Origin of the sequence: Alcaligenes phenolicus (assembly GCF_032063905.1) — a bacterium.
Lineage (GTDB): Bacteria > Pseudomonadota > Gammaproteobacteria > Burkholderiales > Burkholderiaceae_B > Alcaligenes > Alcaligenes phenolicus.
Genome location: NZ_DAMBOE010000005.1, coordinates 258,114 through 277,557 on the forward strand (window position 1 = coordinate 258,114; position 19,444 = coordinate 277,557).

Consider the following 19,444-nt stretch of genomic DNA (forward strand, 5'->3'; position numbering starts at 1 on the left):
TGATGGCTTCTTCTGACTCTTCCCTTTCTGGTCGCTTGGCGCAATTGCGCCAACGTATCGAACAGGCTTGCTTGCAGGCCGGCCGCCCTGCGGATGCGGTGGCTCTTTTACCGGTAAGCAAAACCTTTCCTGTGCCCGTGCTGGCTCAAGCCCTGGATTTGGGTTTGTCACGAATGGGTGAGAACAAGGTTCAGGAGATTCGGGACAAGCAGGCCGAGCTGGCCGATCGCGCGGTGCAGTGGGTGATGATAGGCCATCTGCAGAGCAATAAGGCCAAAGATATTGCGCGTTTGGCCAGCGAAGTACAGTCTTTGGACCGTTTGTCCCTGGCCCAGGCCCTGGATCGGCACCTGCAAATCGAGCAGCGCAGCCTGGATGTGCTGATCCAGGTCAAGACTTCGTCTGAGCCCAGCAAGTTTGGGCTGGCACCCGAGGAGTTGCCGGCTTTCATGCAGTCCTTGCGTTCGCTGGATACCCTGAAAGTGCGGGGTCTGATGACCATGGCTGTCAATAGCGAAGACCCTCAGGCGATACGCGCCTGCTTTGCGACTTTGCGCCAGTGGCGCGATCGTCTGGTGGAGCTGGGCCATGAACAGGTGCAAGGCCTGTCCATGGGCATGAGCGGGGATTTCGAGCTGGCGATTCAGGAAGGCTCCACTGAAGTTCGGGTCGGCTCGGCCCTGTTTGGCGCACGCGATTACAGCTAATCGATATCCGCATCGTTACTAATGCCCTGTGCAGGGCTGTCCGCGCATAATGTCTCTGCGCATCCCGGACGGGATGCTTAAAACTTACAAAAAATAGCGCCAAAAGCGCTGTCTACACGCATGGAGGAGACATCATGCATTGGAAGAACTTTGGAGCCGGTGTGCTGTTGCTAAGCGCCAGTCTGACAGGAACGGCCTTGGCAGCAGACTGGCCCCAGTCTGCCGTCACCTGGGTAGTACCTTATCCCGCAGGCGGCGGTTCAGATGTGATTGCCCGGCTGGTCGCCAAGCAGCTGGAAAGCAGCCTGGGCCAGACCTTGATTGTGGAAAATAAACCGGGGGCTGCCACCATTATCGGTGCGACCTATGTCGGCAATGCCAAGCCGGATGGCTATACCGTGGGTACTGCTGATTCGGGCACATTGGCCTTTAACTCCTCTTTGTACAGCAAGCTGCAATACGACCCGGCTGCCTTCACCTATGTGGGCGGTCTGGCCCGCTTCCCCCTGATGCTGGCAGTGCCACAGGAGTCGCCCTATAAAACCGTGGCCGATCTACTGGAAGCAGCGCGTAAACAGCCTGAAAAGCTGACGTCCTCGTCCGCTGGCAGTGGCTCCCCACACCATTTGGCTCTGGAGATGTTCAAGCAGCGCACGGACACCAAGATCGTGCACGTTCCTTACAAGGGAGCTGCACCCGCCATCCAGGATTTGCTGGGCGGTCAGGTAGATATGTCCTTTGTGGATTCTGCCGCAGCGCTATCCAATATCAAGGCTGGCAAATTGCGGGTGCTGGCGGTTGCCACGCCTGAGCGCAGTAGTCTGTTGCCTGATGTGCCAACCATGGCCGAAGCTGGTATTGCCGACTTCTACGCCTATGCCTGGCAAGGTTTGGTGGGCCCACCCAAGATGGACGAGGGCGCTCGTCAACGCTTGAGCCAGGACTTGATGCAGGCCCTGAAAGCGCCCGAGCTGGACCAGCGCATTCGCGAGATGGGGGTGGAACCCATGCCCATGACGCCCGATGAATTCCAGGCTTACGCCCAGCGTGAACGCGCTGAATGGGCCACGGTTATCGAGCGTGCGGGCATCCGTATGGATTGACCTTGATGCAGCCCACAGTGGCCGCATAGTCAGGCGGCATACTCATCGCCGTAACGTTTCAGGCCGTCCAGGTCCAGTACCTGGACGCCACCATACTTGATCAACAACAGCCCTTCGTTTTCCAGTTGACGCAGGGCCTGATTGGCTCGTTGGCGCGACACACGCGCCAGGTAGCCGATCTCTTCCTGGGTAATGTCCAGGCGCAGACCTTTTCCGGGGTAGAGCAGCGGGTTGAACAGCTCTGCCAGACAGCGTGCCACGCGGGCATCGGGGGTAGACAGGCTGTTGTATTCCGCCTTGCCGATAAATTGCGCCACACGTTCATTGAGCTGATGCAGGAGGTAGCGGTTGAAAGCAATGCTCTGGTCCAGCAAATCGTTAAAACTGTGTACGGGCAAGCGGGCCACCTGGCTGTCGCGCAAGGCGACTACATCGTATTTGCGCTCTTCGTTTTTCAGCAAGGAGCCTTCGCCTATCCATCCACCGGCAGGTACCCCGGTCATGGAAGCGATCTTGCCTTCGGAATTACCCACCGACACTTTGAGCAAACCCGAGAGCACGCCAATCCACGCGGTGGCGCGTTCTCCCTTGCGTTCGACGATGGCCCCGGCCTCGTATGCGGTGATCAGTGTGTCGCGGCGGACACGCTCTTGCAGCTCGGGTGTCAACAAGCGAAACCAGGCGGCTCGCTCCGATAAAGCATCTACAACATGCATGAGGATTAACCCTCGATAAAGGTCGAATGTCATGTCCGTGACAATCTTCGGGACGGGCAGCCGATAACTTGATTATTAACAGGCTGCAAATAGCTTGAGGGCATAACATCTGCCTTCTGCCGCAATCATAAGCAGCCTCCTGGACCATAACAAGCCGGGAAAATTCGGAGGAGACATGGTTGTGCGGATGGATAAAGAGCAGGTAGCGGGTTTACCCGGCACCTTCCCAGCCTGGATAGAACACCATGCCCAGGTGCGCGGCAACAAAGTTGCCATGCGCGAAAAAGACCTGGGAATCTGGCAGACCTGGACGTGGCAGGAGCTGGCCGAACAGGCCGAGCAACTGGCTGCGGGCCTGGCCGGGCTGGGTGTCAAGGACGGTCAGCACGTCGCGGTGATCGGTGAAAACCGCCCGCGCCTGTACCTGGCCATGATGGCGGCGCAAATGCTGGGCGCTGTGCCCGTGCCTTTGTATCAGGATGCGGTAGCCCAGGAAATGCTGCACGTATTGCTGGATGCCAGCATACGCGTGGCCGTGGTCGAGGACCAGGAGCAGGTCGACAAGCTGCTGGAAGTCTGGGATCAGTGTCCCGATCTGGATGCGCTGATCTATGACGACCCACGCGGTCTGCGCAATTATCAGCAAGAACAGCTGCAATACATCGAGCAGGTCATGGAGCAGGGCCGCCTGCAATTGGCGCGGGATCCGGACTGTGTGCGACGCATCTGGAAGGCCATTACGCCTGACCATGCCGCCGCCATGTTCTACACCTCCGGCACCACCGGCAAGCCCAAGGGTGTGGTGCTGACTCACGGCGCGCTGGTGGATCGTGGCCTGGCCATTCAGGAACTGGAATCGCTGACCGATGCCGAGGAAGTGCTGGCTTATCTGCCTCCCGCCTGGATCGGGCAGAACATGTTTTCCTACACACAGTTCCTGGTCACGGGCTTTACGGTGAATCACCCTGAGTCACCCGAAACCGTGTCCATCGACCTGCATGATATTGGCCCGACCTATTACTTTGCGCCTCCTCGCGTGCTGGAAGGCTTGCTGACACAAGTCACCATTCGCATGGAAGATGCCGGTGCCCTGAAGCGCGCCTTGTACAAACGTTTCATGTCTCTGGCGCACCGGGTGGGTGTGCAGATTCTGGACAAGCGCCCCGGCGTGGGAATGTGGGATCGCCTGTGCTATGGCCTGGGCAATATCCTGATTTACGGCCCCTTGCGTAATGCCCTGGGCATGAGCCGCGTGCGTGTGGCCTATACCGCTGGTGAAGCCATTGGCCCCGATCTGTTCGACTTTTACCGTTCCATTGGCATCAACCTGAAGCAGCTCTATGGCGCTACCGAGACCTCGGTATTCGTCTGCGTCCAGGAAGACGGCCATGTGCGTGCCGACACCGTAGGCCCACCTGTGAAAGGCGTGGAAATTCGTGTGGCCGATAACGGTGAGATTCAGGTACGCAGCCCCGGTTTGTTCAAGGAGTACTACCGCAATCCCGAGTCCACCGCCGAGTCCTTTACCGAGGACGGCTGGTATCACACGGGTGATGCCGGTTATCTGGATACCGATGGTCAGTTAAAGATCATCGACCGTGCCAAGGACGTGGGCAAACTGGCCGATGGCTCCTTGTTTGCACCCAAGTACATCGAGAACAAGCTCAAGTTCTTCCCTTTCATCAAGGAAGCCGTGGCTTTTGGCGATGGTCAGGAAGAGGTGTGTGCCTTTATCAATATTGATCTGGAAGCCGTGGGCAACTGGGCCGAGCGTCGCAACCTGCCTTATGCCGGTTATACCGATCTGGCCGGCAAACCCGAGGTCTATGCCTTGATTCGCGATTGCGTGGCGCAGGTCAATGCTGATCTGGCCAACGATCCCAAGCTGGCCGGCTCGCGTATCAGCGCCTTCCTGATTCTGCATAAAGAGCTGGACCCGGATGACGATGAATTGACCCGTACCCGCAAGGTACGTCGCGGCTTTATCGCGCAAAAGTACAAGGTTCTGGTCGACGCCCTGTTCAACGGTTTGGACAGGCAGTTTGTGGAGACAGAAGTGAAGTTTGAGGATGGGCGCAGCGGGCGCATTTCAGCAGACCTGCACATTGAGCGCATGACTGACGCAGCAGCAAGGAGCGCATGATGAGTGAGGCGCAAATGCCGGGCCGTCGCATTGGCCCAGTGGTACTGGATTTGAAGAATATTTCGCTGTCCTTTGGGGGGGTGAAGGCACTGACCGACATCTCGTTCAACATTCGTGAGCACGAGATCCGCTCCATCATTGGTCCGAACGGCGCAGGCAAAAGCTCCATGCTGAACGTCATCAACGGCGTGTATGCACCACAACAAGGCGAGATTGTCTTGCGTGACCAGAGTTATGCCCGCATGAACTCGCGTCACACCGCCGAGCAGGGCATTGCCCGTACTTTCCAGAACCTGGCTCTGTTCAAGGGCATGAGTGTGCTGGACAACATCATGACCGGCCGCAATCTGCACATGAAAAGCGGGGTGTTTGCCCAGGCTTTCCGACTGGGTGGTGCCGAGCGTGAAGAGATTCGCAACCGTGAATACGTGGAAGGCATCATCGACTTTCTGGAGATCCAGGCCTACCGCAAAACGCCGGTAGGACGCCTGCCTTACGGCCTGCAAAAGCGGGTTGACCTGGGTCGGGCGCTGGCGATGCAACCGAGCATTCTGCTGCTTGATGAGCCTATGGCGGGCATGAACATCGAAGAAAAGCAGGATATGTGCCGTTTCATTCTGGATGTGAACGAAGAGTACGGCACCACGATTGTTTTGATTGAACACGATATGGGCGTGGTCATGGATATTTCGGACCGCGTGGTGGTCCTGGACTATGGCAAGAAAATTGGTGACGGAGTACCGGACGAAGTACGACAAAACCCGGACGTCATCCGCGCCTATCTTGGCGCTGGCCATTGAGGGGAACGGACATGGCATTTTTTCTTGAAACCTTGCTGGGCGGCCTGATGAGCGGGATGTTGTACGCCCTGGTCGCGCTGGGCTTCGTCCTGATCTTCAAAGCATCGGGTGTCTTTAACTTTGCACAGGGTGCAATGGTGCTGGTGGCTGCATTGGCCATGGCCCGTCTGTCCCAGTGGATTCCGCAGTTGCTGGGCATGGAGCCGGGCATCCTGGGCAATGTGCTGGCGTTTATTGTCTCGGCCATTTTGATGTTTGTGTTGGCTGTTGTCATTGAGCGCTGGGTGCTGCGCTATCTGGTGAATCAGGAAGGCACAACCTTGCTGATGGCCACCATCGGTATCAGCTATCTGCTGGACGGTTTGGGTCAGATCGTGTTTGGCAGCTCCGTGTATTCCATTGATGTGGGCATGCCCAAAGATCCGGCTTTCATTCTGGAGTCCATGTTTGAAGGCGGCGTGCTGGTCAGCCTGGAAGACCTGAGCTCGGCCGTGGTTGCAGCCTTGCTGGTTGTGGCCCTGGCCATCTTCTTCCAATACACCAGCGTGGGCCGTGCCCTGCGTGCGGTGGCGGACGATCATCAGGCAGCGCAATCCATTGGTATTCCCTTGAACCGTATCTGGGTGGTGGTCTGGACCGTAGCCGGTTTGGTGGCTCTGGTTGCCGGCATTATCTGGGGCTCCAAATACGGGGTGCAGTTCACCTTGTCGACCGCAGCGCTGCGCGCCTTGCCGGTGGTGATTCTGGGTGGCCTGACCTCGGTGCCCGGCGCTATTGTGGGCGGCCTGATTATCGGTGTGGGCGAGAAAGTGTCCGAGGTTTACCTGGGCCCTTATGTAGGTGGCGGCATCGAGATCTGGTTTGCTTATGTGCTGGCCCTGGTGTTCCTGCTGTTCCGACCACAAGGTCTGTTCGGCGAGAAGATTATTGATCGCGTCTGAGGTGGAGTCGATATGATTTACCGCGAAAATGGTCAGTTCAAAAGCAGTTATCGGGCTGACCAGCAGATTTTTCCCATCCGCCAGGATCGCTATGTGGTGTTGGGCTTGTTGCTGGTGGCATTCCTGCTGGTGCCAGCCATGGCATCCAACTACTTCCTGCAAGCTATTCTGATCCCCTTTCTGATCCTGTCCCTGGCAGCGATTGGTCTGAACATTCTGGTGGGCTATTGCGGCCAGATTTCCATCGGTTCGGGTGCTTTCATGGCTGTGGGTGCGTATGCCGCCTGGAACTTTGGTGTCCGTATTCCGGAGCTGCCACTGGTCCTGCAGATCCTGCTGGGCGGCGTGTTCGCCACCTTGGTGGGCGTGGCTTTCGGTATTCCCAGCTTGCGTATCCGTGGCTTGTACCTGGCCGTCACAACCCTGGCCGCACAGTTCTTTGTGGATTGGGCTTTCCTGCGTATTGCCTTCTTCACGAACTACTCGCCCTCGGGCAACGTGTCGGTGCCTGCCTTGAGCGCCTTTGGCTTGCCGGTTCAAACTCCCATGCAAAAGTACCTGTTCGTGCTGATCTTCGTGGTGGTGTTTGCTCTGCTGGCCAAGAATCTGGTGCGTGGCGCGATTGGCCGCCAATGGATGGCCATTCGTGACATGGACGTGGCTGCAGAAGTGATTGGTATTCGCCCGGTCTACGCCAAGCTCACCGCCTTTGCGGTCAGCTCTTTCATCATCGGTGTGGCCGGTGCCTTGTGGGCCTTTGTGCACCTGGGTTCCTGGGAGCCGTTGGCTTTTGACCTGAACCGCTCCTTGCAGTTGCTGTTCATCGTCATCATCGGTGGTCTGGGTTCGATCGTAGGCAGCTTTTTCGGTGCCGCGTTCATGGTCCTGCTGCCCGTGTTCCTGACCAACGTGCCGCACTGGTTTGGTGTGTCCATTGGCGTGGATACCGCCTCGCATATTGAACACATGGTATTTGGTGCCCTGATCGTATTTTTCTTGATTGTGGAGCCACACGGTTTGGCTCGACTCTGGAGTATTGGTAAGGAAAAGCTGCGCTTGTGGCCCTTCCCCCATTAACAGCAGGTAGGCAGTTCATTACAACAACAGCCCCGCCAATCGGGACGGGGTACTTAGACAAATGGTACTTATCGGAGGACCAGGAGATGACAACACGACTGAAACGCGCTGTGCTCGGTTTGAGTGCTTGCGCTGCAATGCTGACCATGAGTACAGCCGCTGTAGCAGCCGAGGAACAGTACATTCCCTTGCTGACCTACCGCACCGGCTCCTTTGCCCCACTGGGTATCCCATGGGCGGACGGCAAGCTGGACTATCTGGCTCTGGTCAATGAACGTGACGGCGGTGTGAATGGCGTCAAGCTGGTATACGAGGAGTGTGAAACGGCGTACGCCACGGACCGTGGCGTAGAGTGCTACGAGCGCATGAAAGGCAAGAACGGTGGGGCGTCTGGTTTTGACACCCAGTCCACGGGCATTACGTTTGCGCTGACCGACAAGGCCTTTGTCGATGGCGTGACCATTGAAACCATGGGCTACGGCCTGTCGCACTCGGCTAACGGTGCGGTGTTCGAGTGGAACTTCCCGCTGCTGGGCACCTACTGGACGGCGGCTGACGTCATGATCCAGGACATCGCCAAGCAAGTGGGCGAGGACAAGCTGAAAGATCAACGCATTGCTCTGGTCTACCATGACTCGCCTTACGGTAAAGAGCCTATCGCCCTGTTGCAGGCACGCGCCAAGGAACAAGGCTTCAAGCTGGATCTGTACCCGGTGACCGCCCCTGGCGTGGAACAAAAATCCACCTGGCTGCAAGTGCGCAAGAACCGTCCTGACTTCGTTCTGCTGTGGAGCGCCGGGATCATGACGCCTACCGCCATCCGTGAAGCTCAGGCTGTGGGTTACCCACGCGACAAGATCTACGGTATCTGGTGGGCTGCTTCCGAGAGCGATGTGGTCGATCTGGGCCAGACCGCCAAGGGCTACAAGGGCATCACCATTCACAACAGTGCCGGAGATGGTCCAGTGCATGACGCTGTGCGCGAGATGCACGCCAAAGGCAAAGGCGCTGAAAACGGTGACAAGTACGTCGGCACGCTGGCTCACACCCGCGGCATGATGATTTCCATGATGCAGGTTGAAGCAATCCGCACCGCACAAGAGAAGTTCGGCAAAGGTCAGCACATGACTCCCGAGCAAGTGCGCTGGGGCTTCGAGAACCTGAATCTGGACGAAGCCCGTCTGAAAGAACTGGGCTTTGAAGGCATCATGCGTCCCGTCAAAACCTCGTGCAACAACCACATGGGTGATGACTGGGCCCGTATCGTGCAGTGGGACGGCAGCAAGTTTGACGTCGTGTCTGACTGGTATCAGTCCGACAAAAAATATGTCGATCCTTTAGTCAAGGAAATGTCGGCTAAATACGCCGCCGAGAAGAAAATTACGCCTCGCACCTGCGAAGGCTAAACCCAGGCGCCCAGGGTTCGCCCTGGGCACTGCATTGCGTGGGGAAGATTATGAGTGAGACCGTAGGCCAAGTGGATGAGACGCCCATCTTGTTGGACGTCAATGGCATCGAAGTGATTTACAACCACGTCATTCTGGTGCTCAAGGGCGTGTCCTTGCGTGTGCCAGAGGGGCGGATTGTTGCCTTGCTGGGTGCCAACGGTGCCGGTAAAACCACGACCTTGCGGGCCGTATCGAACTTGCTGCGTGCCGAGCGTGGCGATGTGACCAAAGGCCAGATCCATCTGCGTGGCGAACGTATTGATCAACTGACTCCAGCTGATCTGGTCAAGCGCGGCGTGGTGCAGGTGATGGAAGGGCGCCACTGTTTTGCGCACTTGAGCATTGAAGAAAATCTGCTGACCGGGGCTTATACACGGAACTTGTCACGCGGCGATTTAAGCGCCGAGCTGGACAAGGTGTACCAGTATTTTCCGCGTCTGAAGCAGCGCCGTACCAGTCAGGCCGGCTATACCTCGGGCGGGGAGCAGCAAATGTGTGCCATTGGCCGCGCCTTGATGGCCGATCCGGGCATGATCTTGCTGGATGAACCCTCCATGGGCCTGGCACCGCAGGTGGTGGAAGAAATTTTCGAGATCGTGCGTGACCTGAATCAGCGCGAGCGCGTCAGCTTCTTGCTGGCGGAGCAAAACACCAACGTGGCCCTGAAGTATGCCGACTACGGCTACATCCTGGAAAACGGCCGCGTCATGATGGATGGACCCTCCCAGGCCTTGGCCGAGAACGAAGACGTCAAGGAGTTCTATCTGGGTGTGTCCGGGGGCGAGCGCAAGAGCTTTCGCGACAATAAATTTTATCGACGACGCAAGCGCTGGTTGGCGTAGCTCCCAGGGATTTCCAATGTATCAGTAGGGCCTGGCCTGTATTGAAAGCGGCAGGATCAGCACGGGAGCAGGCCATCGATCGGGATGCACACGAAGTGCCGCCCTGACCCCTTTTGACGTTTTTAGTTTTGGGCAGCTTCTGGCTACACGGGGTGTGGTAGCAGAGCTTGGTATCGACACCTGTCTGTCTGCGGACAGAACGTCGGCTGGGCGCGGGAGTGTTTGAATGCCAATTCATCCCACTGGAGGAGAGATGAGCGAATATTACGACGAGCGCGAAACCCTGGAGCCGGACGAGCGCGAAGCCGATTTACTGTCCCGTTTGCCGCAGGTCTTGCAAGCGGCCGCAAAAGGGGCCCCTGCGATTGCCAAGCAACTGGGTTCGGTTGATCTGGCCGCCGTGCGCAGCCGCGAGGATCTGCTGGCCATTCCGGTGTTTCGTAAAAGCGAGCTGCTGAAAGCCCAGCTGGAAGCGCGCGAGCAGGCTCGCTCGGACGGATCATCGGCTGATTACGCGCAGTCCGTTTTTGGGGGCTTTTCCTCCATTGCCTGGGGTGCGGCCCGCAAAGTGTTTGCCTCGCCCGGTCCCATGTACGAGCCAGAAAGCCGTCGCCCGGATTATTGGGGCTTTGCGCGCGCACTGTACGCGGCTGGTTTCCGCCGCGAGGAACTGATTTTCAACTGCTTCTCCTACCACTTCACCCCGGCTGGCTCCATGATGGAAACCGCCGCACATGCCCTGGATTGCACGGTATTTCCAGGCGGGGTGGGTCAAACCGAACAGCAAGTGCAGGCCATGGCCGATTTGCGTCCGCATGGTTATACCGGCACCCCCAGTTTCCTGAAGATCATCATGGAAAAAGCCCAGTCCATGCAGATTGCACTGCCTGGGCTGAGCAAGGCCTTGTTCTCTGGCGAAGCTTATCCGCCTTCCTTGCAAAAGTGGTTCAGCGAGCACGGCGTGGCGGGCTATCAGGCCTACGGCAGCGCTGATCTGGGCATGATTGCCTATGAGACCCAGGCCCGCGAAGGCCTGGTACTCAATGAAAACCTGATTCTGGAAATTGTGCGTCCCGGCACCGGCCAGCCTGTTGCGCCGGGCGAAGTGGGCGAAGTTGTCGTGACCTCCTTTAACCCCGACTATCCGCTGGTGCGGTTCGGGACAGGAGATTTGTCTGCTGTCATGCCCGGCCAGTCTCCCTGCGGTCGTACCAACCAGCGTATTCGCGGCTGGATGGGGCGTGCTGACCAGACCACCAAGGTGCGCGGCATGTTTGTGCATCCAGGGCAGGTGGAGCAGATTCGTCTGCGTCACAAGGAACTGGGCCAGGCGCGCTTGGTGGTGCGTGGTGCCAGTGGACAAGACCAGATGGTGTTCCAGGTAGAAGTGGCGTCCAAGCCCGAAGGTCTGGAAAGCGCTTTGGCCGACTCGATTCGTGAAATTACCAAACTGCGTGCCCAGGTGGAGTTCATGGAGCCAGGAGCCTTGCCTCGGGATGGTAAAGTCATCGAGGACCAACGCAGCTACGATTAATTAGCCATGTAGATATGCACACAAGTAGCAGTCGGGCTGCGGTACTATGCTGGAAAATAGTCAATACCTATATCTTTGAGGAGAGCCCGATGCGCTTTGTGCCAGTTTCTGCTGTAGTCCTGGCCTTGATGGCCAGCATGCCTGCTGCCCAGGCCGATACCCTGGATAACGTCAAACAGCGCGGTCACGTGCTGTGTGGTGTGACCACCGGATTTGCCGGTTTTTCTGCCCCTGATGACAAGGGTACGTGGACGGGTCTGGATATCGACGTGTGTCGCTCGGTAGCCGCCGCCACCCTGGGCGACGCCAGCAAATTCAAGGCGGTGCCCTTGAACTCGCAGCAGCGCTTTACGGCTCTGCAGTCCGGTGAGATTGATCTGTTGGCCCGTAACACCACCGTGACTCAGCAACGTGACACCGCTGTCGGGGCGATCCACGCCGGTATCAACTTCTACGACGGTCAGGGCTTTTTGGTGTCCAAGAAACTGGGCGTATCCAGCGCCAAGGAATTGAACGGTGCGACGGTTTGTATGCAGACTGGCACGTCTAACGAGAACACCATGGCTGACTGGGCGCGTGCCAACAAGGTTGAGTACAAGCCTGTAGTGATCGAGCAGTTCAACGAAGTGGTTAACGCTTTCGTGGCTGGCCGCTGTGATGTGTTCTCTACCGACGCTTCCGGTCTGGCGTCGATCCGTATCTCCAAAATGGAGAACCCGGACGACTACCTGGTGCTGCCTGAAATCATTTCCAAAGAGCCGCTGGGCCCATTCGTCCGTCAGGGTGATGATGCCTGGCTGAACATTGTGAAATGGTCCATTCAGGCCAGCTTCAACGCCGAAGAGCTGGGTGTGACCGCTGCCAACGTGGACGAGAAGCTCAAGAGCAACAACCCCAATATCCAGCGTTTGCTGGGCGTGACTCCCGGTGCCGGTAAAAACCTGGGCCTGGACGAAAAATGGGCTTACAACATCATCAAGCAAGTTGGTAACTACGGTGAGTCCTTCGAGCGCAACGTGGGTAAAGGTAGCCCGTTGCAAATCGAACGTGGCCTGAACGCCTTGTGGATCGACGGTGGCCTGATCTACGGTCTGCCTATTCGTTAATTCTTTCGGGATTTGCGATATGCAAAAAGCAGCTCTCTTTGAGGGCTGCTTTTTTATTGACTGATCGATCTGAGGGTTATGACGTTGATGAGCTTTGTGCTTTTTGCCCCCTGGAGATATGGGCTGCCCTGAACCCTTGGTGTATGTATCGCCGTGTGTTGGAACACGGCGATAGATAGGCTACGTAACTGTAGTACACGGTTTTCGGATGGGAGACGTCCAGCATTGTTTCCCCCGATATGGCAAGCTGTATGGGGCAAACAGAGAGACTTAGCTCTTGCGCCGCAATACCAGCGAAATCTTGGCAAAGGCCACTTGCAGATCCTGTGTGGCACCCTGAAAAATCACAGGGCGGCCACGCCGGGTAAAGCAGATCAGGCGCTTTGAGTTGAATAGAGGTACAAATTTGGCAAAGTGAATATCCTGCCATTGCACCTCCCGTTTCATGATCCAGTTCTGGCGTATGCCATTCTGGTCAATCGTGGTGACGCCGTGCCACATGTGCCAGGCAATCAGAATCAGGCCGGTAAACAGCAGGACCAGACAGCCCGCCAGAACGGGGCTGATGGCGGCTCCTTGTGGGGAGCTGGCCACCAGCGCGAAACGCACGCCGATCAGGGCCAGCACAATCCAGGCGCTGGCCGCCACCCATTTGGGCCAGGAACGGCCTTGAATGGGGAGCGCGCCCAGATCCTTCAACATGGCATCAATTTCCTCTTTCGAGGGAGCTTGGCTCATCAGCACGCGGCGGCCCCTTGCTTGCGGGCTGCCAGGGCGTTACCGGCATTGCTGGCCGATTTGCGCTTCAAATGAGCCGAAATCCATTGGCCCGTGTCCACCACGGCGTTCAGATCAATGCCGGTTTCAATATCCAGGCCTTGCATCAGGAACAGCACGTCTTCGGTGGCGACGTTGCCGGTTGCGCCCTTGGCGTAGGGGCAGCCGCCCAGACCGGCCACGGAGCTGTGGAAAATATGGATGCCAGCCTGCATGGAAGCGACGATATTGGCGATGGCTTGGCCGTAGGTGTCGTGGAAGTGTCCGGACACATGAGCCGGGTCAATGTGCTCGGTCACCATGCGCATGACCTCATACACCTGGCGGGCCGTGCCTACGCCGATGGTGTCGGCCACGTCGATCTCGTCACAGCCCAGTTCGATCAGGCGTTTGCCCACTTTCAGCACATTGGACGGAGCCACAGCGCCTTCATAGGGACAGCCGAACGAGCAGCTGATGGAGCCGCGCAGGCGCATGCCGGCTTCTTTGGCGGCCTGGGCAACGGGGGCAAAGCGCTCCAGCGATTCTTCAATGCTGCAATTGATATTGCGCTGCGAAAATGCTTCGCTGGCAGCGGCGAAGATCACCACTTCGTCGGCCTTGGCAGCCAGGGCGCCTTCAAAACCACGCATATTGGGTGTCAGAACTGAATAGATCGTGCCGGGGCGACGGTCAATGGAAGCCATCACTTCCGCGCCGTCTGCCATTTGTGGCACCCATTTGGGCGATACAAAGGAAGCGGCTTCCACGTTCACAAAACCGGCGTGGGACAAGCGGTTGACCAGCTCGACCTTGATGTCGGTAGGGATGAATTCTTTTTCGTTCTGCAGGCCGTCCCGAGGGCCGACCTCCACAATCTTGACGCGCGAGGGGTATGACATGAAGTTTCCTGAAGGTAAGGGGCTGGGCCTGGAGGCCTTTACGTATTCGTCATGATACCTCTTGAAGGCCAGGGCTGGCCCCCTAGGAACAGCCCTATAAGCAGGCGACGTGGCCGGGGTTTCGATGTAAATGGGCAGACCATGCTGCAGTGTGGTCCTGCCGGCTCCTAGGGCTTGATGCGTTGGAATCGCCCGTCTGCCAGAGGCTCTATGCAGCCGGCCAGCTCCAGTTCGGCCAGGACAGCAGGCAACTCGGTCGCGAGCAGCCCTGTACGCCGCATCAGCTGTTCGGGGCTGAGTGGCGCAAAGTCGATACGCTCCAGAATAGGGCGCAATTCCTCGGGAAAGGCCTCATAGGGGTTGGGCTTTGCGCCAGATTGGGGAGCTGCATCCAGATTAAAGTCGCCTTGCACATTGCCCAGTTCATCCAGAATGTCCTGGGCGCTTTCCACCAGCTTGGCACCCTGACGTATCAAGGCATGGCAGCCGCGTGCCAAAGGGGAATGAATGGAACCTGGAATGGCAAAAACCTCTCGGCCTAGCTCTCCGGCCAGCCGGGCCGTGATCAGGGACCCGCTTTGTTTTGCGGCTTCTACCACCAGTACGCCTTTGGCCAGAGCCGCCACAATGCGGTTGCGGCGTGGGAAGTGGTGGGGCATGGCGCGGGTGCCCAAAGGAAACTCGCTTAGCAAGAGACCGTGAGCGCTGATTTGATGAGCCAGATCGCGGTGTGCTGCCGGGTAGACCAGGTCCAGCCCCGTCCCCATTACGGCAATAGTGCCTGCGGAAGAAGGGCCGGCTTTTAACGCTCCCTTGTGTGCCGCCTGGTCGATGCCGCTGGCCAGGCCGCTGATAATGCACCAACCCCTGGCTGCCAGAGTAGCTGCAAAATCTGTCGCAATTTCCTGACCGGATTGGGTGGCATTGCGGGCTCCCACAATAGCCAGTCCTTTGCGTTGCAAGACTCCCAGATCGCCGTTGGCATACAACAGCAAAGGTGCGTCGTGCAGGTCCAGCAAGGAGGCGGGATAGGTGGGGTCAGCTAGCGTCACGATATGGTGATTGGCTTGCTTGAGCCATGCCACCGCTTGTTCAATCTGCGCCTGCAGCTCGTCCAGTGGTTCCTGGCTTAGCTGCACAGCCAGTTCGGTTGGGATATGGCGCGACAGGGTTTGAACCGAACTTTGATAGATCTGCGGCGGCAGCCCGCAGGCAGCCAGCAATTGCCGGGCCTGGGCGGGCGCAAGTTCTGGCTCTAGCGACAGGCGCAACCAGGCACGCAATTCTTCCGAGATTTCATCCGAGGTTTCACCCGAGCTAAAATAATGAGACATAAGGTAGTGTGGCACGAAACCGATAATTGTTCTGTTTGGCCTGGACTGTTTCATCCAGGGTGAAGACCGTTTTTTTGCTAGGGCTTCGTGTGGTGCCGGGGCAATCGGGTGCCGCCCTGAAACTTGTTTTATTATATCGACTTATCGCTTTTTCTTCGGACATGACAATGGCTTTGCTTCCTATCCTTAAATTTCCTGACCCACGTCTGCACACGGTGGCCAAACCTGTGCAGGAGGTCGACGACCGTATTCGCAAACTGGTCAAGGATATGGCCGAGACCATGTATGACGCGCCCGGCGTAGGACTGGCCGCGACGCAGGTTGACGTGCACGAGCGCGTGGTGGTCATTGACGTATCGGAAAGCGGCAATGAATTGCTGGTGCTGATCAACCCGGAAATCACCTGGAAAAGCGAAGAGCTGAAGGTCTACGAAGAAGGCTGCCTGTCTGTCCCTGATACCTACGACAAGGTGGAGCGCGCCGCCAGTATTCGCTTCAAGGCTCAGAACGAAAAAGGCGAGTGGTACGAGAAAGAAGCCGATGGCCTGCTGGCCGTGTGTGTTCAGCATGAGCTGGACCACCTGGATGGCAAGGTATTTGTGGAGTACCTGTCCGTGCTCAAGCGTGAGCGTATCCGCAGCCGTCTGCGCAAGCAGCAGCGTGAAGCACTGAAGGCAGGACAATAGTCGCCATGCGTATTGTTTTTGCCGGCACCCCGGATTTTGCCCGTATCGCCCTGGAGGCCCTGTTAGCGCAGGGCTTTGATGTTCCTTTGGTCATGACGCAGCCAGACCGTCCAGCTGGCCGTGGCATGAAGCTTAGTCCCAGCCCGGTCAAGCAAGCCGCTGTGAACGCCAATATCCTGGTGCTGCAGCCGCATAGCTTGCGTCTGGATGGCAAGTATCCCGAGGAAGCAGCTCAGACCCGCCAGACCTTGCTGGATTTACAGCCGGATCTGATGGTGGTGGCCGCCTACGGCCTGATTTTGCCCAAGTGGACTTTGGAGCTGCCGCGCTACGGTTGCTTCAATATTCACGCCAGTCTCTTGCCTCGTTGGCGCGGTGCGGCACCGATTCAGCGTGCGATTCAGGCGGGTGATGCGGCCACGGGCATTACCATCATGCAGATGGATGAAGGCCTGGATACCGGCGATATGCTGGTGCGCAGCGAGCTGGCGATTCGTGATGATCACAGTGCCGCAGCCTTGCATGACGATTTGGCGCAGCTGGGGGCACAGGCCTTGCTGGAAGCCTTGCAGCAAGTGCGTGATGGCACCTTGCAAGCGACTCCTCAGCCAGAAGAAGGCGTGACCTACGCTGAGAAACTGTCCAAGGCGGAGTCAGTGCTGGATTTAAGCCAGCCGGCCAAGGAACTGGAGCGCCGTATTCGCGCGTTTGACCCGGTGCCTGGCTCTACCCTGTCCCTGCCCGGTTTGGAGCAGCCCGTGAAGGTTTGGCGCGCTCAGGCGCTAGAGCAGAAGCATTCAGCAGAACCTGGTCAGGTTATGAACGTCAGTGCCCAAGGTATTGATGTCGCTTGCGGTGAAGGTGTGTTGCGTTTGCTGGAGCTGCAAAAAGCCGGTTCCAAGCGTCAGCCCGTCGCCGTCTTTGTGCAGGGCTGGCAGTCTCGCTAAGTCCTGCAGGGGTCAGGCGCCAGCTCTGCTCTGGCGCCGCCACTCCAGAGTCCCAATCACAATGCCGCTGGTACACACCACGGCAATCCCGATCCAGGTAAAGATATCCGGAAACTGACCCCAGATCAGCCACCCCAGCGCGGCTGCGGCCACAATTTGCAGATACACAAATGGGGCCAGCAAAGACGCCGAGGCGCGTTGATAGGCCTGGATTTGCAGCAGATGGCCCAGACAACCCCACAGTCCGGTCGAAATCAGAATCAACCATTGGAAAAAGCTCAGCTCTTTCAGGGCAGGCAGGGCGGCGGGCAGTAAAAAGGGCAAGGCAATGGTCAGGCAGATACTGCCGACTGCACCGCTCCAGATCAGGGTGGTCAGCGAATTGTCCACGGCCACGCGACGTGTTGCGATAAATTGCGTGGCGAACAGACAGGCGGTCATCAAACCAAACAGCACCCCTATTGGGTGCAGGCCAGCAGTAGGCCGGATGATGATCAGCACGCCCAGAAAGCCGACTCCGGCAGCCACCCAGCGGCTGATGCGCGGCGGTTCCTTCAGAATCCAGGGAGCAACGGATAGCACCAGCAAAGGCGCCAGAAAGTTGATGGAGGTAGCTTCGGCTTGAGGCAGGTAGCTCAAGGCGTTGAAAAACGAGAAGGTGGACAGCATCATCACTGTGCCACGCAGAATTTGTGCTTTGGGGCGGGAGCTGCGCAGGATCTTGCGGCCCTTGACCGGCAATACCAGCGCCAGCACCAGTCCCAGGTGGACGACGTAGCGAAACCAGCACATCACCAGCAGTGGCACGCCAAAGCCCATGATCCATTTGCCGCTGGCATCCAGACCCGACAGGGCCCAGGAAGACAGAATCAGAATGAGCACCCCCGCCAATGGAAAGACCGTGGGTGTCAGGGTCTGGGGCAAGGAGGAGGACTGGGGTGTGCTCATGACAGGCTCCTGACGAAAAGCACAAGGACGGCCGGATGGCCGTCCTGGAACGAACGTAAATCTTACCGGATTAGCGTTTGCGCAGGGGTAATACCCGTTCGATTGCTGAACCTACTGCCAGCAGATGTTCGTCGTGGTAGGCAGGAGCTGCCACCATCAGGCCCACAGGGGCTTCATCAGCGGCATGACAAGGCAGCGACAGGGCGCAGCCGTCCAGGAAGTTGATCAGGGTGGGGTTGCGCAGGACCAGACCGTTGGTGGCGAAGTAGACGTCGTCCGATTCTTTCAGATCGGCAATGCGGGGCGCGACAACGGGCACGGTAGGCATCAGAACGGCGTCGTAGCGCTCCAGACGGCTTTCCACCGCACTGATCCAGGCCTGACGGGTGTCTTGCAGTTCGATGTAGTCGGCGCAATCGATGTCCTTGCCGCGCAGGATGCGGGAGGCTACGCGTGGGTCGTATTGCTCGCCCTTGCTTTGCAGGGTGTCGCGGTGCACGGACCAGGCTTCGGCGCAGACAAAGCCGCCTTTGCGGTTGATCTGTGGCAGCTGGTCAAATTCGGGCAAATTGATTTCTTCGACTACAGCGCCTTGCTCACGCAGCAGGGCGATAGCGCGGTCAAAGGCAGCACGCACGGTTTCATCAATGCCGTCAAACACAAAGGTCTTGGGCACGGCCAGACGCAAGGTGTCCAGGGCAGGCGTTGCCACGGGCACATAAGGCTGGTCGGTCAGGATGGAGTCCACAATGGCGCAACACTCTACCGAGGCAGCCAGAGGGCCATTGGAGTCCAGGCTGCGCGACAAAGGCATGGTGCCTTCGCTGGGAACGCGCTCGGCGGTGGGTTTGAAGCCGGTCAGGCCGTTAAAGGCCGAAGGAATACGGATGGAGCCGCCCGTGTCGGTACCAATGGAGAAAACCGACATGCCCTGGGCAACCGCGACACCGGCGCCGGAGGACGAACCACCCGGGATGCGGGCATTGTCACGGTCCCAAACGGAACGAGGCGTACCGTAGTGGGGGTTGATGCCCAGACCGGAGAAGGCAAACTCGGTCATATTGGTGGAGCCGATCAGAATGGCACCGGCGCGCAGCAGGCGCTCCACAATGGTGGCGTTCTGTTCGGCCGGTTCGGCGTCTTTCAGTACAGCCGACCCACCCAGAGTGATGCAGCCCGCGATGTCATGCAGGTTCTTGACCGACATGGGCAGACCTTCAACCAGCGAGCGGCTTAAACCGGCAGCGCGCAAAATGTCGGAGGCTTTGGCGGCGGCCAGAGCCTGTTCAGCAAACACTTCGATGAACGTGGCAGCGCCGTCACGGCTTTCGTCCTGGATACGGTCCAGGGCTTGCTGAGTCAGTTCGACCGAGGTGGTTTCGCCACGATCAAGAGCACGTTGCAATTCGGTAATAGTCGCTAGCATGGGTCACTCGCAAAATAAATGGGTGGGG

General features: G+C 58.0%; 18 protein-coding genes. 12 read left to right on the plus strand and 6 right to left on the minus strand.

Features of this window, described 5'->3' with window-relative positions; translation table 11 throughout:
• Nucleotides 1-2: 2 nt before the first annotated feature.
• Nucleotides 3-707, plus strand: coding sequence for a YggS family pyridoxal phosphate-dependent enzyme (locus U2949_RS12595; RefSeq protein ID WP_257723414.1), 705 nt, complete (start codon nt 3-5; stop codon nt 705-707).
• Between the two features lie 134 nt (nt 708-841).
• Nucleotides 842-1,810 carry a Bug family tripartite tricarboxylate transporter substrate binding protein gene (locus tag U2949_RS12600; RefSeq protein WP_321288087.1) on the plus strand — a complete coding sequence of 323 codons (969 nt, stop codon included), beginning with the start codon at nt 842-844 and terminating at the stop codon, nt 1,808-1,810.
• Between the two features lie 29 nt (nt 1,811-1,839).
• On the opposite strand, the gene U2949_RS12605 is transcribed toward U2949_RS12600, so the two are convergent.
• Nucleotides 1,840-2,526, minus strand: a complete 687-nt coding sequence (locus U2949_RS12605; RefSeq protein ID WP_009460136.1) for a Crp/Fnr family transcriptional regulator — start codon at nt 2,524-2,526, stop codon at nt 1,840-1,842.
• Nucleotides 2,527-2,701: 175 nt separating this feature from the next.
• Here U2949_RS12605 and U2949_RS12610 point away from each other — a divergent pair, with 175 nt between their 5' ends.
• The 8 genes from U2949_RS12610 to U2949_RS12645 all read left to right on the plus strand — a co-directional run bounded on the left by U2949_RS12610 (nt 2,702) and on the right by U2949_RS12645 (nt 12,417).
• Nucleotides 2,702-4,669 carry an AMP-dependent synthetase/ligase gene (locus U2949_RS12610; protein WP_042484610.1) on the plus strand — a complete coding sequence of 656 codons (1,968 nt, stop codon included), beginning with the start codon at nt 2,702-2,704 and terminating at the stop codon, nt 4,667-4,669.
• A gap of 14 nt (nt 4,670-4,683) precedes the next feature.
• Complete coding sequence (locus tag U2949_RS12615) at nt 4,684-5,469, plus strand: ABC transporter ATP-binding protein (protein ID WP_009460135.1); 786 nt, start codon at nt 4,684-4,686, stop codon at nt 5,467-5,469.
• An 11-nt stretch (nt 5,470-5,480) separates the two neighbouring features.
• A complete protein-coding gene (locus U2949_RS12620; protein WP_009460134.1) occupies nt 5,481-6,410 on the plus strand; it encodes a branched-chain amino acid ABC transporter permease in 930 nt (309 codons plus the stop codon).
• Between the two features lie 12 nt (nt 6,411-6,422).
• Nucleotides 6,423-7,487, plus strand: a complete 1,065-nt coding sequence (locus U2949_RS12625; RefSeq protein WP_009460133.1) for a branched-chain amino acid ABC transporter permease — start codon at nt 6,423-6,425, stop codon at nt 7,485-7,487.
• A gap of 137 nt (nt 7,488-7,624) precedes the next feature.
• Entirely contained in the window at nt 7,625-8,893 is a 1,269-nt protein-coding gene (locus U2949_RS12630; RefSeq protein ID WP_407654186.1) for an ABC transporter substrate-binding protein, read from the plus strand.
• A gap of 50 nt (nt 8,894-8,943) precedes the next feature.
• Complete coding sequence (locus U2949_RS12635) at nt 8,944-9,777, plus strand: ABC transporter ATP-binding protein (protein WP_026483795.1); 834 nt, start codon at nt 8,944-8,946, stop codon at nt 9,775-9,777.
• A 253-nt stretch (nt 9,778-10,030) separates the two neighbouring features.
• Nucleotides 10,031-11,311 carry a phenylacetate--CoA ligase family protein gene (locus U2949_RS12640; RefSeq protein ID WP_321288091.1) on the plus strand — a complete coding sequence of 427 codons (1,281 nt, stop codon included), beginning with the start codon at nt 10,031-10,033 and terminating at the stop codon, nt 11,309-11,311.
• Nucleotides 11,312-11,400: 89 nt separating this feature from the next.
• Complete coding sequence (locus U2949_RS12645; RefSeq protein WP_021447094.1) at nt 11,401-12,417, plus strand: amino acid ABC transporter substrate-binding protein; 1,017 nt, start codon at nt 11,401-11,403, stop codon at nt 12,415-12,417.
• Between the two features lie 270 nt (nt 12,418-12,687).
• Here U2949_RS12645 and U2949_RS12650 read toward each other — a convergent pair whose 3' ends face one another.
• The 3 genes from U2949_RS12650 to dprA form a co-directional block, all read right to left on the minus strand.
• On the minus strand, nt 12,688-13,155 hold the full coding sequence (locus U2949_RS12650; RefSeq protein ID WP_257723400.1) for a hypothetical protein: 468 nt from the start codon (nt 13,153-13,155) through the stop codon (nt 12,688-12,690).
• Nucleotides 13,155-14,075: a hydroxymethylglutaryl-CoA lyase gene (locus U2949_RS12655; protein WP_026483792.1), complete on the minus strand. Its 921-nt coding sequence runs from the start codon at nt 14,073-14,075 to the stop codon at nt 13,155-13,157. The genes U2949_RS12650 and U2949_RS12655 overlap by 1 nt, the downstream gene beginning before the upstream one ends.
• Before the next feature lie 167 nt (nt 14,076-14,242).
• The gene (gene dprA, locus U2949_RS12660) at nt 14,243-15,409 is read right to left on the minus strand and encodes a DNA-processing protein DprA (RefSeq protein WP_321288095.1); all 1,167 of its coding nucleotides are present in this window, start codon (nt 15,407-15,409) and stop codon (nt 14,243-14,245) included.
• Nucleotides 15,410-15,576: 167 nt separating this feature from the next.
• On the opposite strand from dprA, the gene def reads away from it, so the two are divergent.
• Complete coding sequence (gene def, locus U2949_RS12665) at nt 15,577-16,095, plus strand: peptide deformylase (RefSeq protein WP_026483790.1); 519 nt, start codon at nt 15,577-15,579, stop codon at nt 16,093-16,095.
• A 5-nt stretch (nt 16,096-16,100) separates the two neighbouring features.
• Nucleotides 16,101-17,042, plus strand: coding sequence for a methionyl-tRNA formyltransferase (gene fmt / locus U2949_RS12670; RefSeq protein WP_321288098.1), 942 nt, complete (start codon nt 16,101-16,103; stop codon nt 17,040-17,042).
• Nucleotides 17,043-17,054: 12 nt separating this feature from the next.
• On the opposite strand, the gene U2949_RS12675 is transcribed toward fmt, so the two are convergent.
• Both U2949_RS12675 and U2949_RS12680 read right to left on the minus strand, forming a co-directional pair.
• Entirely contained in the window at nt 17,055-17,990 is a 936-nt protein-coding gene (locus tag U2949_RS12675) for a DMT family transporter (RefSeq protein WP_026483788.1), read from the minus strand.
• 70 nt (nt 17,991-18,060) lie between these two features.
• Entirely contained in the window at nt 18,061-19,416 is a 1,356-nt protein-coding gene (locus U2949_RS12680; RefSeq protein ID WP_035268539.1) for an amidase, read from the minus strand.
• Between the last annotated feature and the right edge of the window lie 28 nt (nt 19,417-19,444).